The organism is Yersinia enterocolitica subsp. enterocolitica, from assembly GCF_901472495.1.
In the GTDB taxonomy this organism is placed as follows: Bacteria; Pseudomonadota; Gammaproteobacteria; order Enterobacterales; family Enterobacteriaceae; genus Yersinia; species Yersinia enterocolitica.
Window position 1 is genome coordinate 2,815,339 of record NZ_LR590469.1, and the last position, 17,491, is coordinate 2,832,829.

Here is a 17,491-nt window from a genome sequence, read left to right on the forward strand (position 1 = left end):
CTTATTTAGATGATTGTTTTGAATCAGATAATCGCGGTACCAGCGATGACGCAAAGCGATTGTGCTGTAATACCGGCATCTGGTTACGAATAGTTTTCAAACCTGTGGTTTCGATTTTGACTTTTAAGGCTGAAACCGCATCTGGATTCTGCCCAATGATTTTACCCCAGGCATCGACAGCCATGGTGTGGCCCCAGGTACGGCGAGTCGCGCCATGACGCCCCACCTGTGCCGCTGCCAGTATTACGCACTGGTTTTCAATTGCCCGGGCGCGCAATAAAATCTCCCAATGAGCTTCACCGGTCACTTTAGTAAAGGCCGCCGGGACTGAAATAATCTCGGCTCCCTGCGCCCGTAAAGCCTGGAACAGGCCAGGGAAACGTAAATCATAACAAACCGTCATGCCAAGGCGACCTACCGGTGTATCAACCACAGTAAGGTGTTCACCCGGCTGATAGGTATCAGACTCACGATAACGACCGTGGACATCTTGGATATCTACATCAAACATATGGATTTTGTCATAGCGCGCTTTCAGCTCGCCTTGGTCGTCAAACAGCAAGCTACTGGTGGTGATACGCTCCGGTGACTCACGACTTATCATCGGCATAGATCCCACTTGAATCCAGACACCATACTTACGCGCCATCTCACGCACAGCATCTTGCAATGGCCCGTTATTGTGTTGTTCGGCATGATGACGATATGAGGCTGCATTGGCAAATAGCAATGCATTTTCCGGCGTCATAACCAGTTGAATGCCTGAGTTTAACTGTTTGATCTGCTGCTCAATTTGAGCCAGATTGTCACGGATATTTTCACCGCTGCATAACTGTAATAATGCAACATTGGCATTTTTCATGGCGCCTTACTCTCCTTTAGTTGGCGTAACACTTCATGGATAGTCGGTTGATCCAAGCTACCGGTAATCTGATAGCGAATCAGCGAAATCTTGCTCCATAACGGCCCTAAAATCTTCGAGGCCGCGAATACTGCCGCCCCAACCACCGGGTTAATCGCAAAAGCAGTTGCAACACCAACAGTGGCGGAAATCTCTGGGGTAATGACCGCTTCCATAGCTATTTGACGTTTCGCCAAATCCACATTCCCGCTCATGGCGATATCCGCCGCCAACCCATCAACCACTAAGTCATTGGTATGCATCACGCCATTTTTGATATTGGCGCTACCGCGAATAGAATCAAACGCAAAGTCACGACTAAACGTATCACTAAAATCAAGCTGGAGCTTACGTAATAGTGCGTCAAAGCTCACCAGCCGCAATAACTGACCCGCGCGACCGCCACCAAGATCGGTCAGTTGACCTCTGCCCAATCTATTCTTTAACGTGCCATTCAGGGTATTAATCTGCGGTTGCCACGGAACCCCGCGCCAATTGACGTCAGCATTGATATCAAACGAGGCCCCCTTTATCGGCGTCGTCAGACCAAAGAACGAAATAGTTTCATCAATTTTTGGCCCACTCAGCGCCACATTGAGCGATGTTTTGTCACCTGAACTGTCTTGCTGCCACTGCCCGCTAATTTTCGCTCGCCCGTTACCCGCTTCGATTAGCCCATTGGTCAGCGCCAGAATATTGCCTTTCGGGGTCAAATCCGCATTAACTCGCCCGACACTCTGCCCGAGAATCCAACAATCCTTACAGCGCAGTTGCAGGGCGGGCCAGTCATGGAAGCGGATATTACTGAGGCTTTGTGGCTCCTGCAATGCCACTTGCGCCAGTGGGTCTTTCTTTTCACTCCCCGCCCATTGCGGGTTGTAATAAAGATAATTAATATCGGCATGCCACGGCCCACTTGCCGCCATCAGTAGACGGCCATCCACTTCCTGGCCTTGTGCCGTGATTTTCGTCCCGGAGGGTAACGGATCGACCTGCAAGGTCAAATTGTGCCAAGCCTGGCCGCCCACCAAGAGCTGAGGTGTCTGCAATATCAGTCGCTTAGGAAGAATGACAGTGGACTGACCGCCCTTGATTGCGGGTTGATCTGATGCAGTAAAGGGTGCACTGACCGCCGCAAATTCTGCCCCCAACAGGGCCAGCCAGCGCTCACCATCGAGGTTAGGCAACTTGAGCACCAAACCTTTATCATCTGGCAATGGCGGCGCTTTTTTACTGTCTATTTTCAAAATAGCGGCGCTCTGCCAAATAGCGCGCGCCAACTCCACTTGCTGTTTTTGCATCAACCATTGGCTATTAAAAGCGTTATGACTGCCGGCACTGCCCGACAAGGTAAAACTCTCGAGACCACCGACTGCTTGTACCTGTAGTGGTAACGGCTGACCACTTGATTTATCTAGCGGTGACGGTAAGTGACTACTCACTTTATTAAGATCGGCAGTCACATCAATTTTGTAGTCCGGCTGACCATTTTTAGGCAATTGCACCACGACTTTACCTTGCCAGTTGGCGCTGCCACTCAGTAACTTCGCCACATCGCTCGGCACGCCCGGCAACTTGGCGGGTAGCCAATCGCCATGCAGCCCAACATTTACCAAGAAGTTCTTCGGCTGCTCTTCGGTCGTAAAATCAACGGTTAACGGCTGCCCAAACCAGTTGGCTGATAAAGTATCACTTTCAAGATTCCCGTCATTGAAACGGAATTTGCCGCTGATATTCTCCAGTTGGCTTTGCAACGGCTTTATCAACAGGCTGTTATTTTTCAATGTAACTTCACCGCTGGCATGAGTAATGCGGTTTTCTTCCAATGGGATATCCAGATGTAAGCGCCCACTAACATTACCTCCCACCTGTAACTCTTCCAGTGTTTCCGCTACCGAATCATTGAGTGGAGTTTTGGTAAAGTAGTCATGGACGTCACGCCCTTCACCTGCAACTTCAGCATCAACATAGAGTTTTTCTTTCAGATAGTCCGGAATGATAGCGCTGATATTGCTACCGGTAACTTTACCCAGCATGGCATGAGGCGCATTCATCCACAGGCCTTCATTGAGAAAATCGAGGTCGATAGCTAAATTATCTAACGCGGGCCAATCTGGCTGGAACTGGAAGGTAGCGTTACGCAGCGGAACATAAACCTGGAACTGGCCCTCTTTATGTTTATAGGGGAAATCGTGAGGATTACCGTTGTAAATCAGCGTGGCGTTATCTACCTGCCCTCCGTGCAATGCCTCAGTCAAATAATCAGCCAGCTTTCCACCCATTAAGGGCACCGGGAAGTAACGCCAGGCATCTGCCGCATCATACAAACGAATACCACTTAGAATTTTAAGCCACGGCTGACCTATGTCTGGCTGCATGTAACGGAAATTACCGTTGGCCCACAATGACTTAGCCCTGACATCCAACTGATCACTCCACAACTCCCAACCGTTATCATCAACCTGCCAGTTCACAGTGCCGCTCGCCTGACTGACCTCTAGCGGCGCACGGAACATATCGCCATAAGGTAATGTGCTGTTTTTCAAGTTGATATCCAACCGCCCAAGCTCGGCGGAGCCACTGAGTGAACCGGCAAAATTATTCACCCCCGGCACCATATCCCAATGCTGCCAACTGATATCATGCCATTTTGCCTGAAAACGGGTCTTGTGCGGTTGGCTGATAGGAATATCCAAAGCCAAAGCATCGACGATCCCTTGAGGCCGTAAATCAGCTAAGTGATTCATAAGCTCGGGGGTCAACAGTGACAAAGTGGGTAATAGCGGCCCGACTCGCTCTAACTGAATATTCGTGGCACGAATGCGTAACTCTTGAGATTGGTCTGGCCCAATAAATTGGGTGTTTTCCGGTAACCACAGCGCAGATAAATGCCCTTTAGGCCAAGGTTGCCCATCGGTTTTCAGACTCAATTGTGGCGCATCAATTTGCCAACCATTGCCATGACGGCTGCCTTCCAACACCAAGTTATCTACTGCTAACTGATGAGATTCCCCTTCCACCGTCCAATTGGCTTGCCCCTGACGGAGCAATACATTGCCGCTGTAGATTTCGCCACTTTTGATACTCAACCACGCTGCCAAACTGAACTCAGCACTCTCCAGCCCGGTATTGGTGTGTAGCCAACGGCTAATCCAGGGTTTTACATCAATATTATCGGCCTGCATATAAACAGTGCCATTGCTTAAAATCCCCTGATTATCATGCAGATCCATCCGCACCATTAGCACGCCATGCTGGCCATTAATGGTCGACAGGCTGATTTGCCCTTCAGCACGATGCCGACTGGCGGAATTAAGCCAAGTGAGTTGTGGAATCTCTAATTCGGCGCGCGGGCCTGATGGGGTAAGGAAAGAAATACGGCTGTTTCGCAGATCAAAGTGATCTAACTGACGTAAGAAGATATCAGTGATAGTGCTGGCTTCAAAGCTGTTGCTATTGTTTTGCTGCCTATCTAACGTGGTATGGAGATCCAGCTGCAGCTGATAGAAAGTCATGTCACGGAATTGCCAACGGCGATGTAGCAATGATTGCCATACGTCAAGCGCAAGAGTCACACGTTGCACTTGCCAGTCAGCTTTCGGCAACTTAGCGCTAATATCACGCAATTCCAATGTCGGGCCAAAGGTTTCCCACGTCCCTTGCATGAACCCCACTTCCAGTGGAATACCGCTGATGGACTGAATCTTGGCCACGATTTGTGGTCGATAATCGTTGATAAGAGGCAACATCATGCGTAGCCCACTGACCAACAGTGCGACCACAACAATTATTGTGGCGCCTGTCGCAAACATTATCCTGGGCAGTCGCCTCACACTTCTCTCCTTGCCATCCGCTGCAAGCTGTAAGACCGGGGGGTACTTACATCATCACCACATCAAATTGTTCTTGGTTATACAGTGGCTCAATCTGAACTTTCACTTGCTTACCAACGAAGATTTCCACTTCAGCCAGTGCATGAGATTCTTCACCTTTCAGCGCTTCCCCCACCGCTGGAGAAGCATAAACCAGGAAACGGTCAGAATCATAAGCATGGTGAACACGGACAATTTCGCGCAAGATCTCGTAGCACACGGTTTCTACCGATTTGACCGTGCCACGACCACGGCAGGTTGGGCACTCATTGCATAATACATGCTCGATGCTCTCTCGCGTGCGCTTGCGAGTCATCTCTACTAAGCCTAGCTGAGAGAAACCGCTAATACTGGTTTTTACTCGATCTTTAGTCAGTGCTTGTTCCAGTGAATGCAGGACTCGCCGACGATGCTCTTCGTTACTCATGTCAATGAAATCAATAATGATAATTCCACCCAGATTGCGCAGCCGTAACTGGCGCGCGATAGCTTGAGTGGCCTCAATATTGGTATTGAAAATAGTCTCATCAAGATTACGATGACCGACAAAAGCACCGGTATTGATATCCACGGTGGTCATGGCTTCGGTCTGGTCGATAATCAGGTAACCGCCTGATTTTAACTCAACTTTGCGCTCTAATGATCGCTGTATTTCATTCTCGACATCATAGAGGTCAAAAATGGGTTGCTTACCCGCATACAGCTCCAGTTTTTCGGTCATTTCTGGAATATATTCACTGGTAAATTCCACCAGCAAATCATAGGTCAATTTGGAGTCGACGCGGATTTTATCCAATGCTGCACCAGCAAAATCACGTAGTACACGCTGTGCCAGCGCCATTTCACCGTACAACTTATATTTGGTGATATTACGTTTTTTACGCTCCTGAACCTTCGTCCATAAACGCTTGAGGAAAGCGGCGTCAGCGGCCAGTTCTTCTTCACCAATCCCTTCCGCGGCGGTACGGATAATAAAACCACCTTGCTCATCGCAATACTCTGCCACGGTTTTTTTCAGGCGCTCACGCTCAGCTTCACTTTCAATACGCTGGGAAACACCAACATGGGCAGCACCTGGCATAAGCACCAGATAGCGGGAAGGTAGGGTGATATCGGTGGTCAGACGTGCGCCTTTAGTGCCAAGCGGGTCTTTCACCACCTGCACCATGAGATCCTGCCCCTGACGAACCAGTTCAGCAATGTCGCGCACATTAAAATTTTTCTGCTCATCCCCAGCCACACATTCGGTGTGGGGCATGATATCGGAAGCATGAAGGAAAGCGGCCTTATCCAGACCTATATCAACAAAGGCCGCCTGCATCCCCGGTAAAACCCGGCTAACACGGCCTTTGTAAATATTACCGACGATCCCTCTTTTAGCTTCTCGTTCGATGTGTATTTCTTGCAGGATACCGCCATCAATATAGGCAACCCGCGTTTCAGACGGTGTAATATTGACCAGTAATTCAGCTGTCATGACTTCCTCTCACATTACGTAGCGCAATGAAATGACTTAGTAATTCATGGGTTTCAACCAACGGCAAACCCACCACGGCATGATAACTGCCGGTGATGGATCTGACGAAACAACCACCTTTCCCCTGAATACCGTAAGCGCCCGCTTTGTCCATGGGTTCACCGGTAGCAATATAGTCACTGATTTCCAACTGAGATAACACGCGAAATGTCACATCTGTCACAACCATGGCAGATAACATATTTTTTCGGTCAGCGAGAGACACCGCAGTGATCACTTGGTGCTGCTGCCCGGACAATGCACTCAGAATTTGCTGTGCATGCGCTTTATCCCGTGGTTTTTCTAATACTTGCCCATTTAACACCACAATGGTATCTGCACCGAGTACCGGAAAATCCTGTGGTGCGACACTCACCCCTGCTCGTGCTTTGTCCTGTGCTAAACGCTGGACATATTGTTGTGCACTTTCCTCGGGTCTGCGCTGCTCTTCAACTTCTGTTTTCAGTACCTCGAAAGGGACATCAAGCAGGGTCAATAATTCACGACGGCGCGGAGATCCAGAGGCGAGGTACAGAGCGGTCATGAGTCTTAAGTCCTTATTGTACCGAGAATTGACGGCGAATTTTACGCATTAACAAAAACAACCACGGCCACAAGATACCGTTGACCACGCTACTCCAGAAGACCTCGGGGCGGAATGAGACATTACTGACTAAAAACTCAGACCAAAACACCACGACATCCATCGTCAGTGACAACAGCATCACAATAAGCGCCTGCTGCCACAAGGCCATATTGCGAAATAGCTGAAACTTAAACGCAACCAGATAAGCAATAATACTCAGCGCCAGCGCCCGCACCCCGAGAGTGGAACCCAAAATAAGGTCCATAATCAGCCCAAGAGTAAAACCGGTCCCTACATTCACGCGGTGCGGTAATGCCATAACCCAATAGATTAAGACTAATGCTAGCCATGAAGGCCGGAACATATATATCTGTTCAGGCCACGGCATGATTTGCAACACCATCGCGATCAGGAAAGATAACCAAATAACCCAACGGCCATTGCTGCTGTAACGGTTCATGGTGAGACTCCCGGAGCAGTCACTGCTGTTGGTGCCGTTGCTGCCGGTGGTGCCGGAGGCCCCATGGCATCCGCGGCCGGTAATACTTGCGACATCATGGGAGCCAAACGCTCATTTGCGACGCGGCGAACTTCATCGGGTGGCAATGGAATATCCCCATTGCGATCCGCACCCCACAATAACAACAGGTAGCGTAAGCGCTGTAAATCAGCGGTCGGGCGCGCTTGAATCACAGTATAGGCTCGCTGGTTGTCAACTTTAACGGAAGAAACCACAGCTACCGGATAACCCTCAGGGAAACGGCCGCCCAAACCGGACGTCACTAATACATCACCAACACGAATATCTGTATTGCTAGGCAAGTGCTCTAATAATAAATCATCGGTGCAACCACTACCGGCGGCAATCACCCGAATATCATTTCGTAGAACCTGAATAGGAAGCGCGTGGGAGGTATCACAGATCAATAATACGCGGCTGGTGAGTTTACTCACCGCAACAACCTGGCCTACGACGCCACGGTCACTGATAACCGGTTGGCCTTCGTACACCCCATTGTTAGAACCTTTGTCGATAACGACTTGGTCACTATAGGGATCTGTCCCACTGGACATCACCTGCGTCACCATTTTTTGTTCATCCTGACGCAGCGGAGAGCCGAGCAATTCACGTAAGCGGTTATTTTCCTGCTTAAATTGCCCCAACAACTGTAGATCAGTATTTTTTAGCAATAGCTCCTGGCGCAACGCACGATTTTCCAGCTCCAACTGTTGGTGGGTAGCCAGAGTTTCAGAAACGTTGTCGAGAACTTTGCGTGGCCCATTGGCCAGAAAATAGAAAGGGCTAACGGCGGTGTCCATATAGGTACGTATTTTAACAAATGTACCCAATCGGCTATCCGCAATAACCAAAACAATGGCTGCAAGAACGGCAAAGAACAACCGCAGTTGCAGGGATGGACCCCGGCTAAAAATCGGCTTCATAAATTTTGCGTATTCCTCGACGACAAAAAAAGAAGCACTTGACCTGATGTGTAAAAAATACGGTTATCCGATCAAGCCCTCTTCTTTTGTTTTGGCTGACTATTCTTCGCTGAACAAATCGCCGCCATGCATGTCGATCATTTCCAACGCTTTACCACCGCCGCGAGCGACGCAGGTCAATGGATCTTCTGCTACCACCACCGGGATACCTGTTTCTTCCATCAGCAAGCGATCCAGGTTACGTAGCAATGCGCCACCACCGGTCAACACCATACCGCGTTCAGAGATATCAGATGCCAGTTCTGGCGGGCACTGTTCCAGCGCAACCATGACTGCACTAACAATACCCGTCAGCGGCTCTTGCAGCGCCTCAAGGATCTCATTGGAATTTAGAGTGAAGCCACGTGGTACACCTTCTGCCAGGTTACGGCCGCGAACTTCAATTTCCAGAACTTCATCACCAGGATAAGCAGAACCGATGCTGTGCTTGATACGTTCAGCCGTTGCTTCACCAATCAGGGAACCGTAGTTACGGCGCACATAATTAATGATGGCTTCATCAAAGCGGTCACCACCGATACGTACGGAAGAAGAATAAACCACACCGTTCAGAGAGATAACGGCCACTTCTGTGGTGCCGCCACCAATATCCACAACCATTGAGCCGGTTGCTTCAGAAACCGGTAAGCCTGCGCCAATTGCCGCAGCCATAGGTTCTTCAATCAGAAACACTTCACGAGCGCCTGCGCCCTGAGCAGATTCACGGATCGCACGGCGCTCAACCTGAGTTGCCCCGACCGGTACGCACACCAATACACGCGGACTTGGGCGCATAAAGCTGTTGCTGTGAACTTGCTTAATAAAGTGTTGCAGCATTTTTTCAGTAACAAAGAAGTCGGCGATAACGCCATCTTTCATCGGACGAATTGCTGCGATATTGCCTGGGGTGCGCCCAAGCATCTGTTTAGCATCATGGCCCACAGCCGCAACGCTCTTCGGGGAACCGGCACGATCCTGGCGAATAGCAACCACTGAAGGTTCATTCAGTACAATGCCTTGTCCTTTAACATATATAAGGGTATTGGCGGTACCCAAGTCGATGGACAAGTCGTTGGAAAACATGCCACGAAATTTCTTAAACATAACGAAAGGATAATCCTGCAAGCTGGGGGCGGAAAATAAAATCCGCCTACTTTACCAACCACACGAAGCAGCGACAAGGCGCAAAAACGTCCTGATTCGGTGAAAAAGTAGCTGCGTTATTGACATCTCGTTCCATCACGAACCCATGTTGTTTGAAAAGGTTGAATAAACCTTCGGCACAACGCAGATTCTGCGCAACGACCGGCGTAACACAGCACATAAAATCTAACATTTAACCTGATTCTCGTCGGAAGTAAGCACCCACCAACGATTTACGGAAATGACTGGCACATTCTACGTTAATTTTTGCTCAACGATCAGGCTAAACATGGCCCTAATACGAATATTTTTTCTTTCCAGGGTTTAAAAGTGTTGGCGGAGCAAAAAAATTGCCCTGTCCACCGTAAACACCTTTCTCCTTCAGCGTTTGCCATTCTTGACGAGTAAGAACTTCTGCCGCAAAAACTTTTGCATGTGTTCCCGCACAAGCACCGGTCAGGCTCTCGACAAACAGCTGATTTTCATAACGTAAATTAATGCTTCTAACTAATCCAGGATGAAGTTTTATCATTTCAACCCGAAGAGACTTAATATATGACGTACTGACCACCGTCAATCCGGCCTGCGACACCATGACCTTACAACCCACCCCCAATAATAAACGCATCATCGGGCGGATTTGGCTGATATATTGACACACATCTGCCTCTGCAAGTTCAAAGATAATTCGCTCTCTATCTGATTTTCTACATTGCAACAGCGTATCCCGCAGCCAGCGCTGGAAAGGACGCTGCAATAATGAATCAACGCTGATAGAAAATGCCAGAGTTTCATCCGGCCATAAAGCTAATAAAGGAATTATCCGATCAATTTTTTGGCGGTCATAGCGCTCACCCAAACCGAATAATTGCACCAGTGGGGTAAATTCAGCGGCGCGCAATTCTTGTTCGCCATCATAAATGCGGCTAATTATTTCTCGGTGGTGAATTTTACCGTCAACAGTAACAACCGGTTTCTGATAAAGCCGAGGGCCACCATTAGCCAGCGTTTGTTCTAATAAAGTGCGCCATTTGACACTACCACGGCCTTTTTCTGCTACGCGGGTATCATAGACATACCAGCCGTTGCCCCCATACATCGCCGCATTTTTGGTCGCTTGTCCAGCATTATCCATTATCTGCTCAGCGGAATCGCCATTGCGGTACGCCACAATGCCAATATGCAACAGTGACTCACGGTCAATAACTTGTGGTTCAGGCAATGCCCCAAGCGCATGCACCAATTGCGCAGCGATAACATCGGCGTCTTTTAGCGTTTTATGGGGGAGTAAAATCGCGATATCACTGTGATGATAACGAGCCAATAACGCAGAGGGATGCCGGGTAACAAAAGTCGAAAGCAGATTAATCAGCGAATGCATCAGTTCTTGCACTTTCTGGTGATCATCCGTTTCAATTAAGCTGTCAAAGTCCGGTAACTGCACCATCATTACCACACCATGGGCACCAGGCTCTTCCAATTGAGTCGTTAACTGATTATCAAAAAACTGGCGGTTACTGAAGCCGGTTTTGGCGTCCTGTGCGGCAAAAGTACGAATCAATGTATCAACGCGATTACGCTCTTCTCTTACTTCTATCAGCTCAGCCAATAGATGGTCTATAGCACGGCTGGCACAAGGCGGCCATTCGTGGCCATCACTATTAATGGCGTGCTCACGTTCGCCATTCAGGATCCGCTTAGCCCGCCACTCAAGTTTTTCCTGACCTGCGGTCTGTTCACGCAACCAACGGAAACTCAGCAACAGCGTTATCGCAATAATCACCACCGCCAACGATAAAATAGCGGCGGCGTAAAGGGAGCGGGCATAGCTGTTTAAGGGGTCAATATAAGTGAAATGCATTGAGGCCCCCGGCTGATGCAACATAGGAACAACCAAGCTACGGTGGCGGTTTTGACTGTTCCAAGGGGCATAAATGGCAGGGAGTTTTAGTTGGTACAACGTACTATTTTCATTCTGAACGCTAACTTCCAGCACACCTAGCGTTCGCATCATGATCGGTAGCCATTCGCGTTCTTTATTAGCAGGTTGTAACAGCAATGACTGATCATAAGCTGTCACAATGCTCTGGAGGCGGTGCTCCATTTTTTTTTGGCATAAGTAAAAGAAACTTGCCGTGCTACCCAGTAGCACTAAGCACATCGCCAATACGACCAACAAGGTCATAAATACAGAAAGTTTGGTTGTAAATCGCATCCTTTAACCTTGCGAAGCGCAATTCAATGAAAAAATGCCTCAGTTCCTTCGAGAAAAATACTATATGGCAGAATGCCGACATAATACTGGTTTTTTACTTCATAATGCGACCAGAACACAATAACTCAGCCTTTTTCTCTGAACTTTGGCTAATCCTCTTTCAAGAATAGTCACGGACGAAATCAACCACCTGATTTTTGTTCTTGATCAGGCTTGAAGGTTGATGTTGTCGCTATATTGGCTCACTCTTAAATCATTCTTTTTCTGTTTTTCTGGAGTGCCATATGCGAGCGCTTGTACTTGAGCAAACTGAAGGCCGTACTACCGCAGAAGTGCGTGAAATATCCCCTTCACAGTTGCCAGCCGGTAATGTCACGGTTGATGTCAATTGGTCCAGCCTGAATTATAAGGATGCACTGGCTATCACGGGCAAAGGAAAGATTATTCGTGAATTCCCGATGGTACCAGGCATCGATTTTGCGGGCACAGTTCACAGCAGCGAAGATCCACGTTTTCATGTCGGTCAAGCGGTGTTGTTGACCGGTTGGGGCGTGGGTGAAAATCATTGGGGCGGTTTGGCAGAACAGGCTCGCGTCAATGGCGATTGGCTGGTTCCTATGCCTGAAGGGTTGGAACCACGTAAGGCCATGATTATTGGTACCGCTGGTTTTACCGCGATGCTGTGCGTCATGGCGCTAGAGGAAGGTGGCGTGACGCCTGAAAGTGGCGAAGTGGTGGTCACCGGGGCCAGCGGCGGTGTCGGTAGCACAGCAATCGCCCTACTTGCCGCCCTCGGTTATAAAATCGCCGCCATTTCTGGTCGTGACATTAACAGTGAATATCTAAAAGGCCTCGGTGCCCATAGGGTATTGTCACGTAACGATTATCTTGATGCTTCCCGCCCATTGGAAAAACAGTTATGGGCCGGTGCCATTGATACTGTTGGCGACAAATTACTGGCAAAAGTGTTGGCACAGATGAATTACAACAGCACCGTGGCCGCTTGTGGTCTGGCTGGTGGCTATTCGCTCCCAACAACCGTGATGCCCTTTATTCTGCGCAATGTGCGGTTGCAAGGGGTCGATTCAGTGATGACACCGCAACAACGCCGTCTACAAGCTTGGCAACGCTTACAGGAAATTTTGCCTGAAAGCTTCTATCAACAAGCTTCGCAAGCTATCACACTCGCCGATGCCCCGACCATCGCCGCTCGCCTATTGGCGAACGAAATTACCGGTAGAACCTTGGTAAAAGTTCGCTGATTCCCCCCCACTGGGGAGAGTCTCATGCTCCCCAGCTTATTATTCGTATTGTAATGATTTTCAAATTTCTCTCCGCCCCCTAGCACTTGTCCGTATAAGTCGCCATGATTAATATTATTAATGCCGATATGCTTCCCCCTGTTTGATGGAGTCATTTTATGCGCAACTTTTTATCCCATTCCCTGCGTAATGCTGCCACGCCACGCAAGCTAACCGAAGCGGATGTCACCCCAGAAAGTGTTTTCTATCAGCGCCGTAAGGTATTGCAAGCATTGGGAATCACTGCTGCCACACTGGCATTGCCCACATCGGCTCAGGCTGATTTGCTCGCATGGTTTAAAGGAAATGGTCGCCCCAAAGCCCCTTCTGGTAAGCCACTGGATTTCACCAAATCAACGGTTTACCACCCAGACTTGGCGCTAACGCCGGAAGATAAAGTTACCGGTTACAATAACTTCTATGAATTCGGCTTGGATAAGGCTGACCCTGCCGCCAATGCCGGAACACTGAAAACCGAAGGTTGGCAGATAAAAATCGACGGTGACGTCGCCAAGCCCATGACACTCGATATTGATGACCTGATAAAACGCTTTCCGCTCGAAGAACGCATTTACCGTATGCGCTGTGTTGAAGCCTGGTCAATGGTGGTGCCGTGGATTGGTTTTGAATTGGGCAAATTACTGAAACTGGTTGAGCCCACCAGTAATGCTCGCTACGTCGCATTTCAAACACTTTATGCGCCGGATCAGATGCCGGGGCAGGAAGATCGTTTTATTGGCGGCGGCCTGAAATACCCTTATGTCGAGGGATTGCGACTGGATGAGGCAATGCACCCATTGGCCTTTATGACGCTGGGCGTGTATGGCAAAGCCCTTCCTCCCCAAAATGGCGCGCCGCTGCGGCTCGTCACTCCGTGGAAATACGGTTTTAAAGGCATAAAATCCATTGTTCATATTCGCCTGACCCATGACCAGCCCCCAACCACTTGGAATCTAAGTGCGCCCAATGAATATGGCTTTTATGCCAATGTGAACCCACATGTCGATCATCCGCGCTGGTCGCAAGCAACCGAACGCTTTATTGGCTCTGGCGGTATTCTTGATGTTCAGCGCCAACCAACACTGTTGTTTAATGGCTATGCCGATCAGGTAGCCTCACTCTATCGTGGCCTGGATCTACGGAAAAATTTCTAATGCGGCTTACTTTACGACAAATCAAGTGGCTCAAGGTGGCTATCTGGCTGGCCGCCGCACTGCCGTTTCTATGGCTAATTTTATCGGTAGATCAAGGCTGGTTCAGTGCTGATCCCGCCAAAGACATTCAACACTTTACCGGCCGCATGACACTGAAACTGTTACTGGCGACATTGTTGGTCACGCCGCTGGCGCGCTATGGCAAGCAACCGCTACTGATCCGCTGTCGCCGGTTGTTGGGTTTATGGTGTTTTGCCTGGGGAACCTTGCACTTAGTCAGCTACTCGGTATTGGAACTTGGGCTGAGTAATATTGGCCTGCTAGGACGTGAACTGGTGACCCGCCCTTACCTGACGTTGGGCATAATCAGTTGGCTATTGTTACTGTCACTGGCTGTGACATCCACCTTATGGGCGCAACGAAAAATGGGAGCCAACTGGCAAAAATTGCATAATTTGGTGTATGTTGTCGCCATTCTTGCACCAATTCATTATCTTTGGTCGGTGAAAACCCTATCGCCACTCCCCATTATTTACGCAGTGACGGCAGCGATATTATTGGCGTTACGTTATAAAAAGTTTCGGCAATGGTGCCGCTAAAAATCTGAACTTTTCATCGGCCATTATCTTTTTCTATTGAATATCTTCGCTGATAAGACCAGTATTTAGCTGCTAATTGCTACGATATCATTATAATGCCCGACCTTAGTACCGATCGCAGTGTCAAATTCATCGTAAAAAGGTGACAAATCGGTGACATCAGGTTATTTTTTACGATGATGTACTAATTGCCGGAGATACCAGCACAATGTCGGATAAGTTTCACATTTTGCTTCTGAATGGCCCTAACTTGAATCTGCTTGGAACCCGTGAACCGGAAAAATACGGTTACACAACATTGACTGAGATTGTCAGTCAGTTAGAGGCTCAAGCTCAGGGAATGGATGTGGTGCTATCCCACTTGCAGTCCAATGCAGAGCATGTGCTGATCGATAGAATTCACCAGGCGCGGGGTAATACCGACTTTATCCTGATCAATCCAGCAGCGTTTACACACACCAGTGTTGCACTGCGCGATGCGCTGTTAGGTGTGCAGATCCCGTTTATCGAGATTCACTTATCTAACGTGCATGCCCGGGAGCCTTTCCGTCATCATTCATATCTCTCTGATATCGCGGTTGGCGTAATCTGTGGACTTGGCGCAGATGGCTACAACTTTGCTTTACAGGCAGCGGTAAATCGCTTGTCAAAATCCAACTAATGCAACACACAAAGAGTACGGAATCACACTCATGGATATTCGTAAGATTAAGAAACTGATCGAACTGGTTGAAGAGTCCGGCATTTCAGAGCTGGAAATCTCAGAAGGCGAAGAGTCAGTACGTATCAGTCGTGCTCCCGCCGCACCAAACTACCCAATGATGCAACAGCCATATGCTTTTGCTGCACCACAGCAACAGCCAGCGCTGGCCGCAGCCGTTGCTCCAGCACCTGCTGAAGCCGCAGCACCAGCAGCCATCAGTGGCCATATCGTGCGCTCCCCAATGGTCGGTACGTTCTACCGCACCCCGAGCCCGGATGCTAAAGCCTTCATTGAAGTAGGTCAGAAAGTTTCTGTTGGTGACACTCTTTGCATCGTTGAAGCGATGAAAATGATGAACCAAATCGAAGCAGATAAATCCGGTACTGTAAAAGCCATTCTGGTTGAAAACGGTCAACCGGTTGAATTCGACGAGCCTCTTGTCGTCATCGAGTAACGAGGCGTTCCATGCTTGATAAAATCGTAATCGCTAACCGCGGTGAGATTGCGCTACGTATCCTGCGAGCTTGTAAAGAGCTGGGGATCAAAACTGTTGCAGTTCACTCTGTTGCGGATCGTGATCTTAAACACGTGTTATTGGCTGACGAGACTGTTTGTATCGGTCCCGCACCTTCTGTTAAAAGCTATCTGAACATTCCAGCGATCATTTCTGCTGCTGAGATCACCGGCGCGGTGGCTATTCACCCCGGCTATGGTTTCCTGTCTGAAAATGCTGATTTCGCGGAGCAGGTAGAACGTTCAGGTTTCATCTTCATCGGCCCACGCGCCGAAACCATTCGCCTGATGGGTGACAAGGTTTCTGCAATAAATGCCATGAAGAAAGCCGGTGTACCTTGCGTACCAGGCTCTGATGGCCCACTGGATGACGACACTGCCAAGAACAAAGCCTTTGCCAAACGAATCGGTTATCCGGTCATTATCAAGGCATCAGGTGGTGGTGGTGGTCGTGGTATGCGTGTGGTGCGCCATGACAAAGATCTTGAGCAATCCATTAACATGACCCGTGCGGAAGCCAAAGCGGCTTTCAATAACGACATGGTTTACATGGAAAAATACCTGGAAAACCCACGCCATATCGAAATTCAGATTTTGGCTGACGGTCAGGGTAATGCTATCTATCTGGCTGAGCGCGACTGTTCTATGCAGCGCCGCCACCAAAAAGTGGTTGAAGAGGCACCAGCACCTGGTATCACCAGCGAAATGCGCCGTTATATCGGTGAGCGCTGTGCGAAAGCCTGTGTGGAAATCGGCTATCGTGGCGCGGGCACTTTCGAGTTCCTGTATGAAAACGGCGAGTTCTATTTCATCGAAATGAACACCCGTATTCAGGTTGAACACCCGGTTACCGAAATGATTACCGGTGTCGATTTGATCAAAGAACAGCTGCGTATCGCAGCGGGCCAACCTCTCTCCATCAAACAAGATGAAGTGAAAGTGCATGGTCACGCCGTGGAATGCCGTATCAACGCCGAAGACCCAAATACCTTCCTGCCGAGTCCGGGTAAAATTACCCGTTTCCATGCGCCGGGCGGTTTTGGTGTGCGTTGGGAGTCTCATATTTATGCCGGTTATACTGTGCCGCCATATTATGACTCGATGATCGGCAAGCTGATCACTTACGGTGAAAACCGTGATGTTGCTATTGCCCGCATGAAGAATGCGTTGGCAGAACTCATTATCGATGGCATCAAGACCAACGTTGAGTTACAGCAACGCATCATGAACGACGAAAACTTCCAGCACGGTGGCACCAATATCCACTATCTGGAGAAAAAACTCGGGTTGCAAGAAACCTAATATTTCGCCTTTCATGTGTTTCACCTTTTTATATCAGGGCCGGTTAATCATCGGCCTTTTTCTTTTCATTAATTTTCTTTTGATTAATAGGGCTGGCATTTCACATAGCGGTAGCTAACAACGCTGCGAGGCTAAGTAAGAAGGGAATTTCCCAAATTAGTTGGCCTTGCAGCCAGGCAGCAAACAAATGAATCCCGATGAGCT

At 48.9% G+C, this 17,491-nt stretch carries 14 protein-coding genes; 6 read left to right on the plus strand and 8 right to left on the minus strand.

The annotated features are described in order from the left end of the window. Window position 1: 1 nt before the first annotated feature. From nit1 to csrD, 8 genes are all read right to left on the minus strand, one after another. A complete protein-coding gene (gene nit1 / locus FGL26_RS13415; protein WP_005174329.1) occupies window positions 2–862 on the minus strand; it encodes a deaminated glutathione amidase in 861 nt (286 codons plus the stop codon). Further along, a complete protein-coding gene (gene yhdP, locus FGL26_RS13420) occupies window positions 859–4,734 on the minus strand; it encodes an AsmA2 domain-containing protein YhdP (protein WP_005174332.1) in 3,876 nt (1,291 codons plus the stop codon). The genes nit1 and yhdP overlap by 4 nt, the downstream gene beginning before the upstream one ends. A 46-nt stretch (window positions 4,735–4,780) precedes the next feature. Next, the gene (rng, locus tag FGL26_RS13425; RefSeq protein ID WP_005174333.1) at window positions 4,781–6,250 is read right to left on the minus strand and encodes a ribonuclease G; all 1,470 of its coding nucleotides are present in this window, start codon (window positions 6,248–6,250) and stop codon (window positions 4,781–4,783) included. Next, complete coding sequence (locus FGL26_RS13430; protein WP_005174335.1) at window positions 6,240–6,833, minus strand: Maf family protein; 594 nt, start codon at window positions 6,831–6,833, stop codon at window positions 6,240–6,242. Before FGL26_RS13430 ends, rng begins: the two co-directional genes overlap by 11 nt. A 13-nt stretch (window positions 6,834–6,846) precedes the next feature. Next, window positions 6,847–7,335, minus strand: coding sequence for a rod shape-determining protein MreD (gene mreD, locus FGL26_RS13435; RefSeq protein WP_005163138.1), 489 nt, complete (start codon window positions 7,333–7,335; stop codon window positions 6,847–6,849). Beyond that, window positions 7,332–8,318, minus strand: a complete 987-nt coding sequence (gene mreC, locus FGL26_RS13440; protein WP_005163136.1) for a rod shape-determining protein MreC — start codon at window positions 8,316–8,318, stop codon at window positions 7,332–7,334. Before mreC ends, mreD begins: the two co-directional genes overlap by 4 nt. 99 nt (window positions 8,319–8,417) lie before the next feature. Then, window positions 8,418–9,461: a rod shape-determining protein MreB gene (gene mreB, locus FGL26_RS13445; protein WP_002228205.1), complete on the minus strand. Its 1,044-nt coding sequence runs from the start codon at window positions 9,459–9,461 to the stop codon at window positions 8,418–8,420. Window positions 9,462–9,795: 334 nt separating this feature from the next. Beyond that, a complete protein-coding gene (gene csrD, locus FGL26_RS13450) occupies window positions 9,796–11,715 on the minus strand; it encodes an RNase E specificity factor CsrD (protein WP_032908997.1) in 1,920 nt (639 codons plus the stop codon). Window positions 11,716–11,999: 284 nt separating this feature from the next. On the opposite strand from csrD, the gene acuI reads away from it, so the two are divergent. The 6 genes from acuI to accC all read left to right on the plus strand — a co-directional run bounded on the left by acuI (window position 12,000) and on the right by accC (window position 17,287). Then, complete coding sequence (gene acuI, locus FGL26_RS13455; protein ID WP_005174340.1) at window positions 12,000–12,977, plus strand: acrylyl-CoA reductase (NADPH); 978 nt, start codon at window positions 12,000–12,002, stop codon at window positions 12,975–12,977. 158 nt (window positions 12,978–13,135) lie between these two features. Beyond that, window positions 13,136–14,170 (plus strand): protein-methionine-sulfoxide reductase catalytic subunit MsrP, encoded by a 1,035-nt coding sequence (gene msrP / locus FGL26_RS13460; protein ID WP_005174341.1) that lies wholly within the window; start codon window positions 13,136–13,138, stop codon window positions 14,168–14,170. Next, the gene (msrQ, locus tag FGL26_RS13465) at window positions 14,170–14,769 is read left to right on the plus strand and encodes a protein-methionine-sulfoxide reductase heme-binding subunit MsrQ (RefSeq protein WP_005174342.1); all 600 of its coding nucleotides are present in this window, start codon (window positions 14,170–14,172) and stop codon (window positions 14,767–14,769) included. Before msrP ends, msrQ begins: the two co-directional genes overlap by 1 nt. A 208-nt stretch (window positions 14,770–14,977) precedes the next feature. Next, window positions 14,978–15,430, plus strand: coding sequence for a type II 3-dehydroquinate dehydratase (gene aroQ, locus FGL26_RS13470; protein ID WP_005174343.1), 453 nt, complete (start codon window positions 14,978–14,980; stop codon window positions 15,428–15,430). 31 nt (window positions 15,431–15,461) lie between these two features. After that, window positions 15,462–15,926, plus strand: coding sequence for an acetyl-CoA carboxylase biotin carboxyl carrier protein (gene accB, locus FGL26_RS13475; RefSeq protein ID WP_005163113.1), 465 nt, complete (start codon window positions 15,462–15,464; stop codon window positions 15,924–15,926). 11 nt (window positions 15,927–15,937) lie between these two features. Beyond that, window positions 15,938–17,287 carry an acetyl-CoA carboxylase biotin carboxylase subunit gene (gene accC / locus FGL26_RS13480; protein WP_005174345.1) on the plus strand — a complete coding sequence of 450 codons (1,350 nt, stop codon included), beginning with the start codon at window positions 15,938–15,940 and terminating at the stop codon, window positions 17,285–17,287. Window positions 17,288–17,491 lie beyond the last annotated feature (204 nt).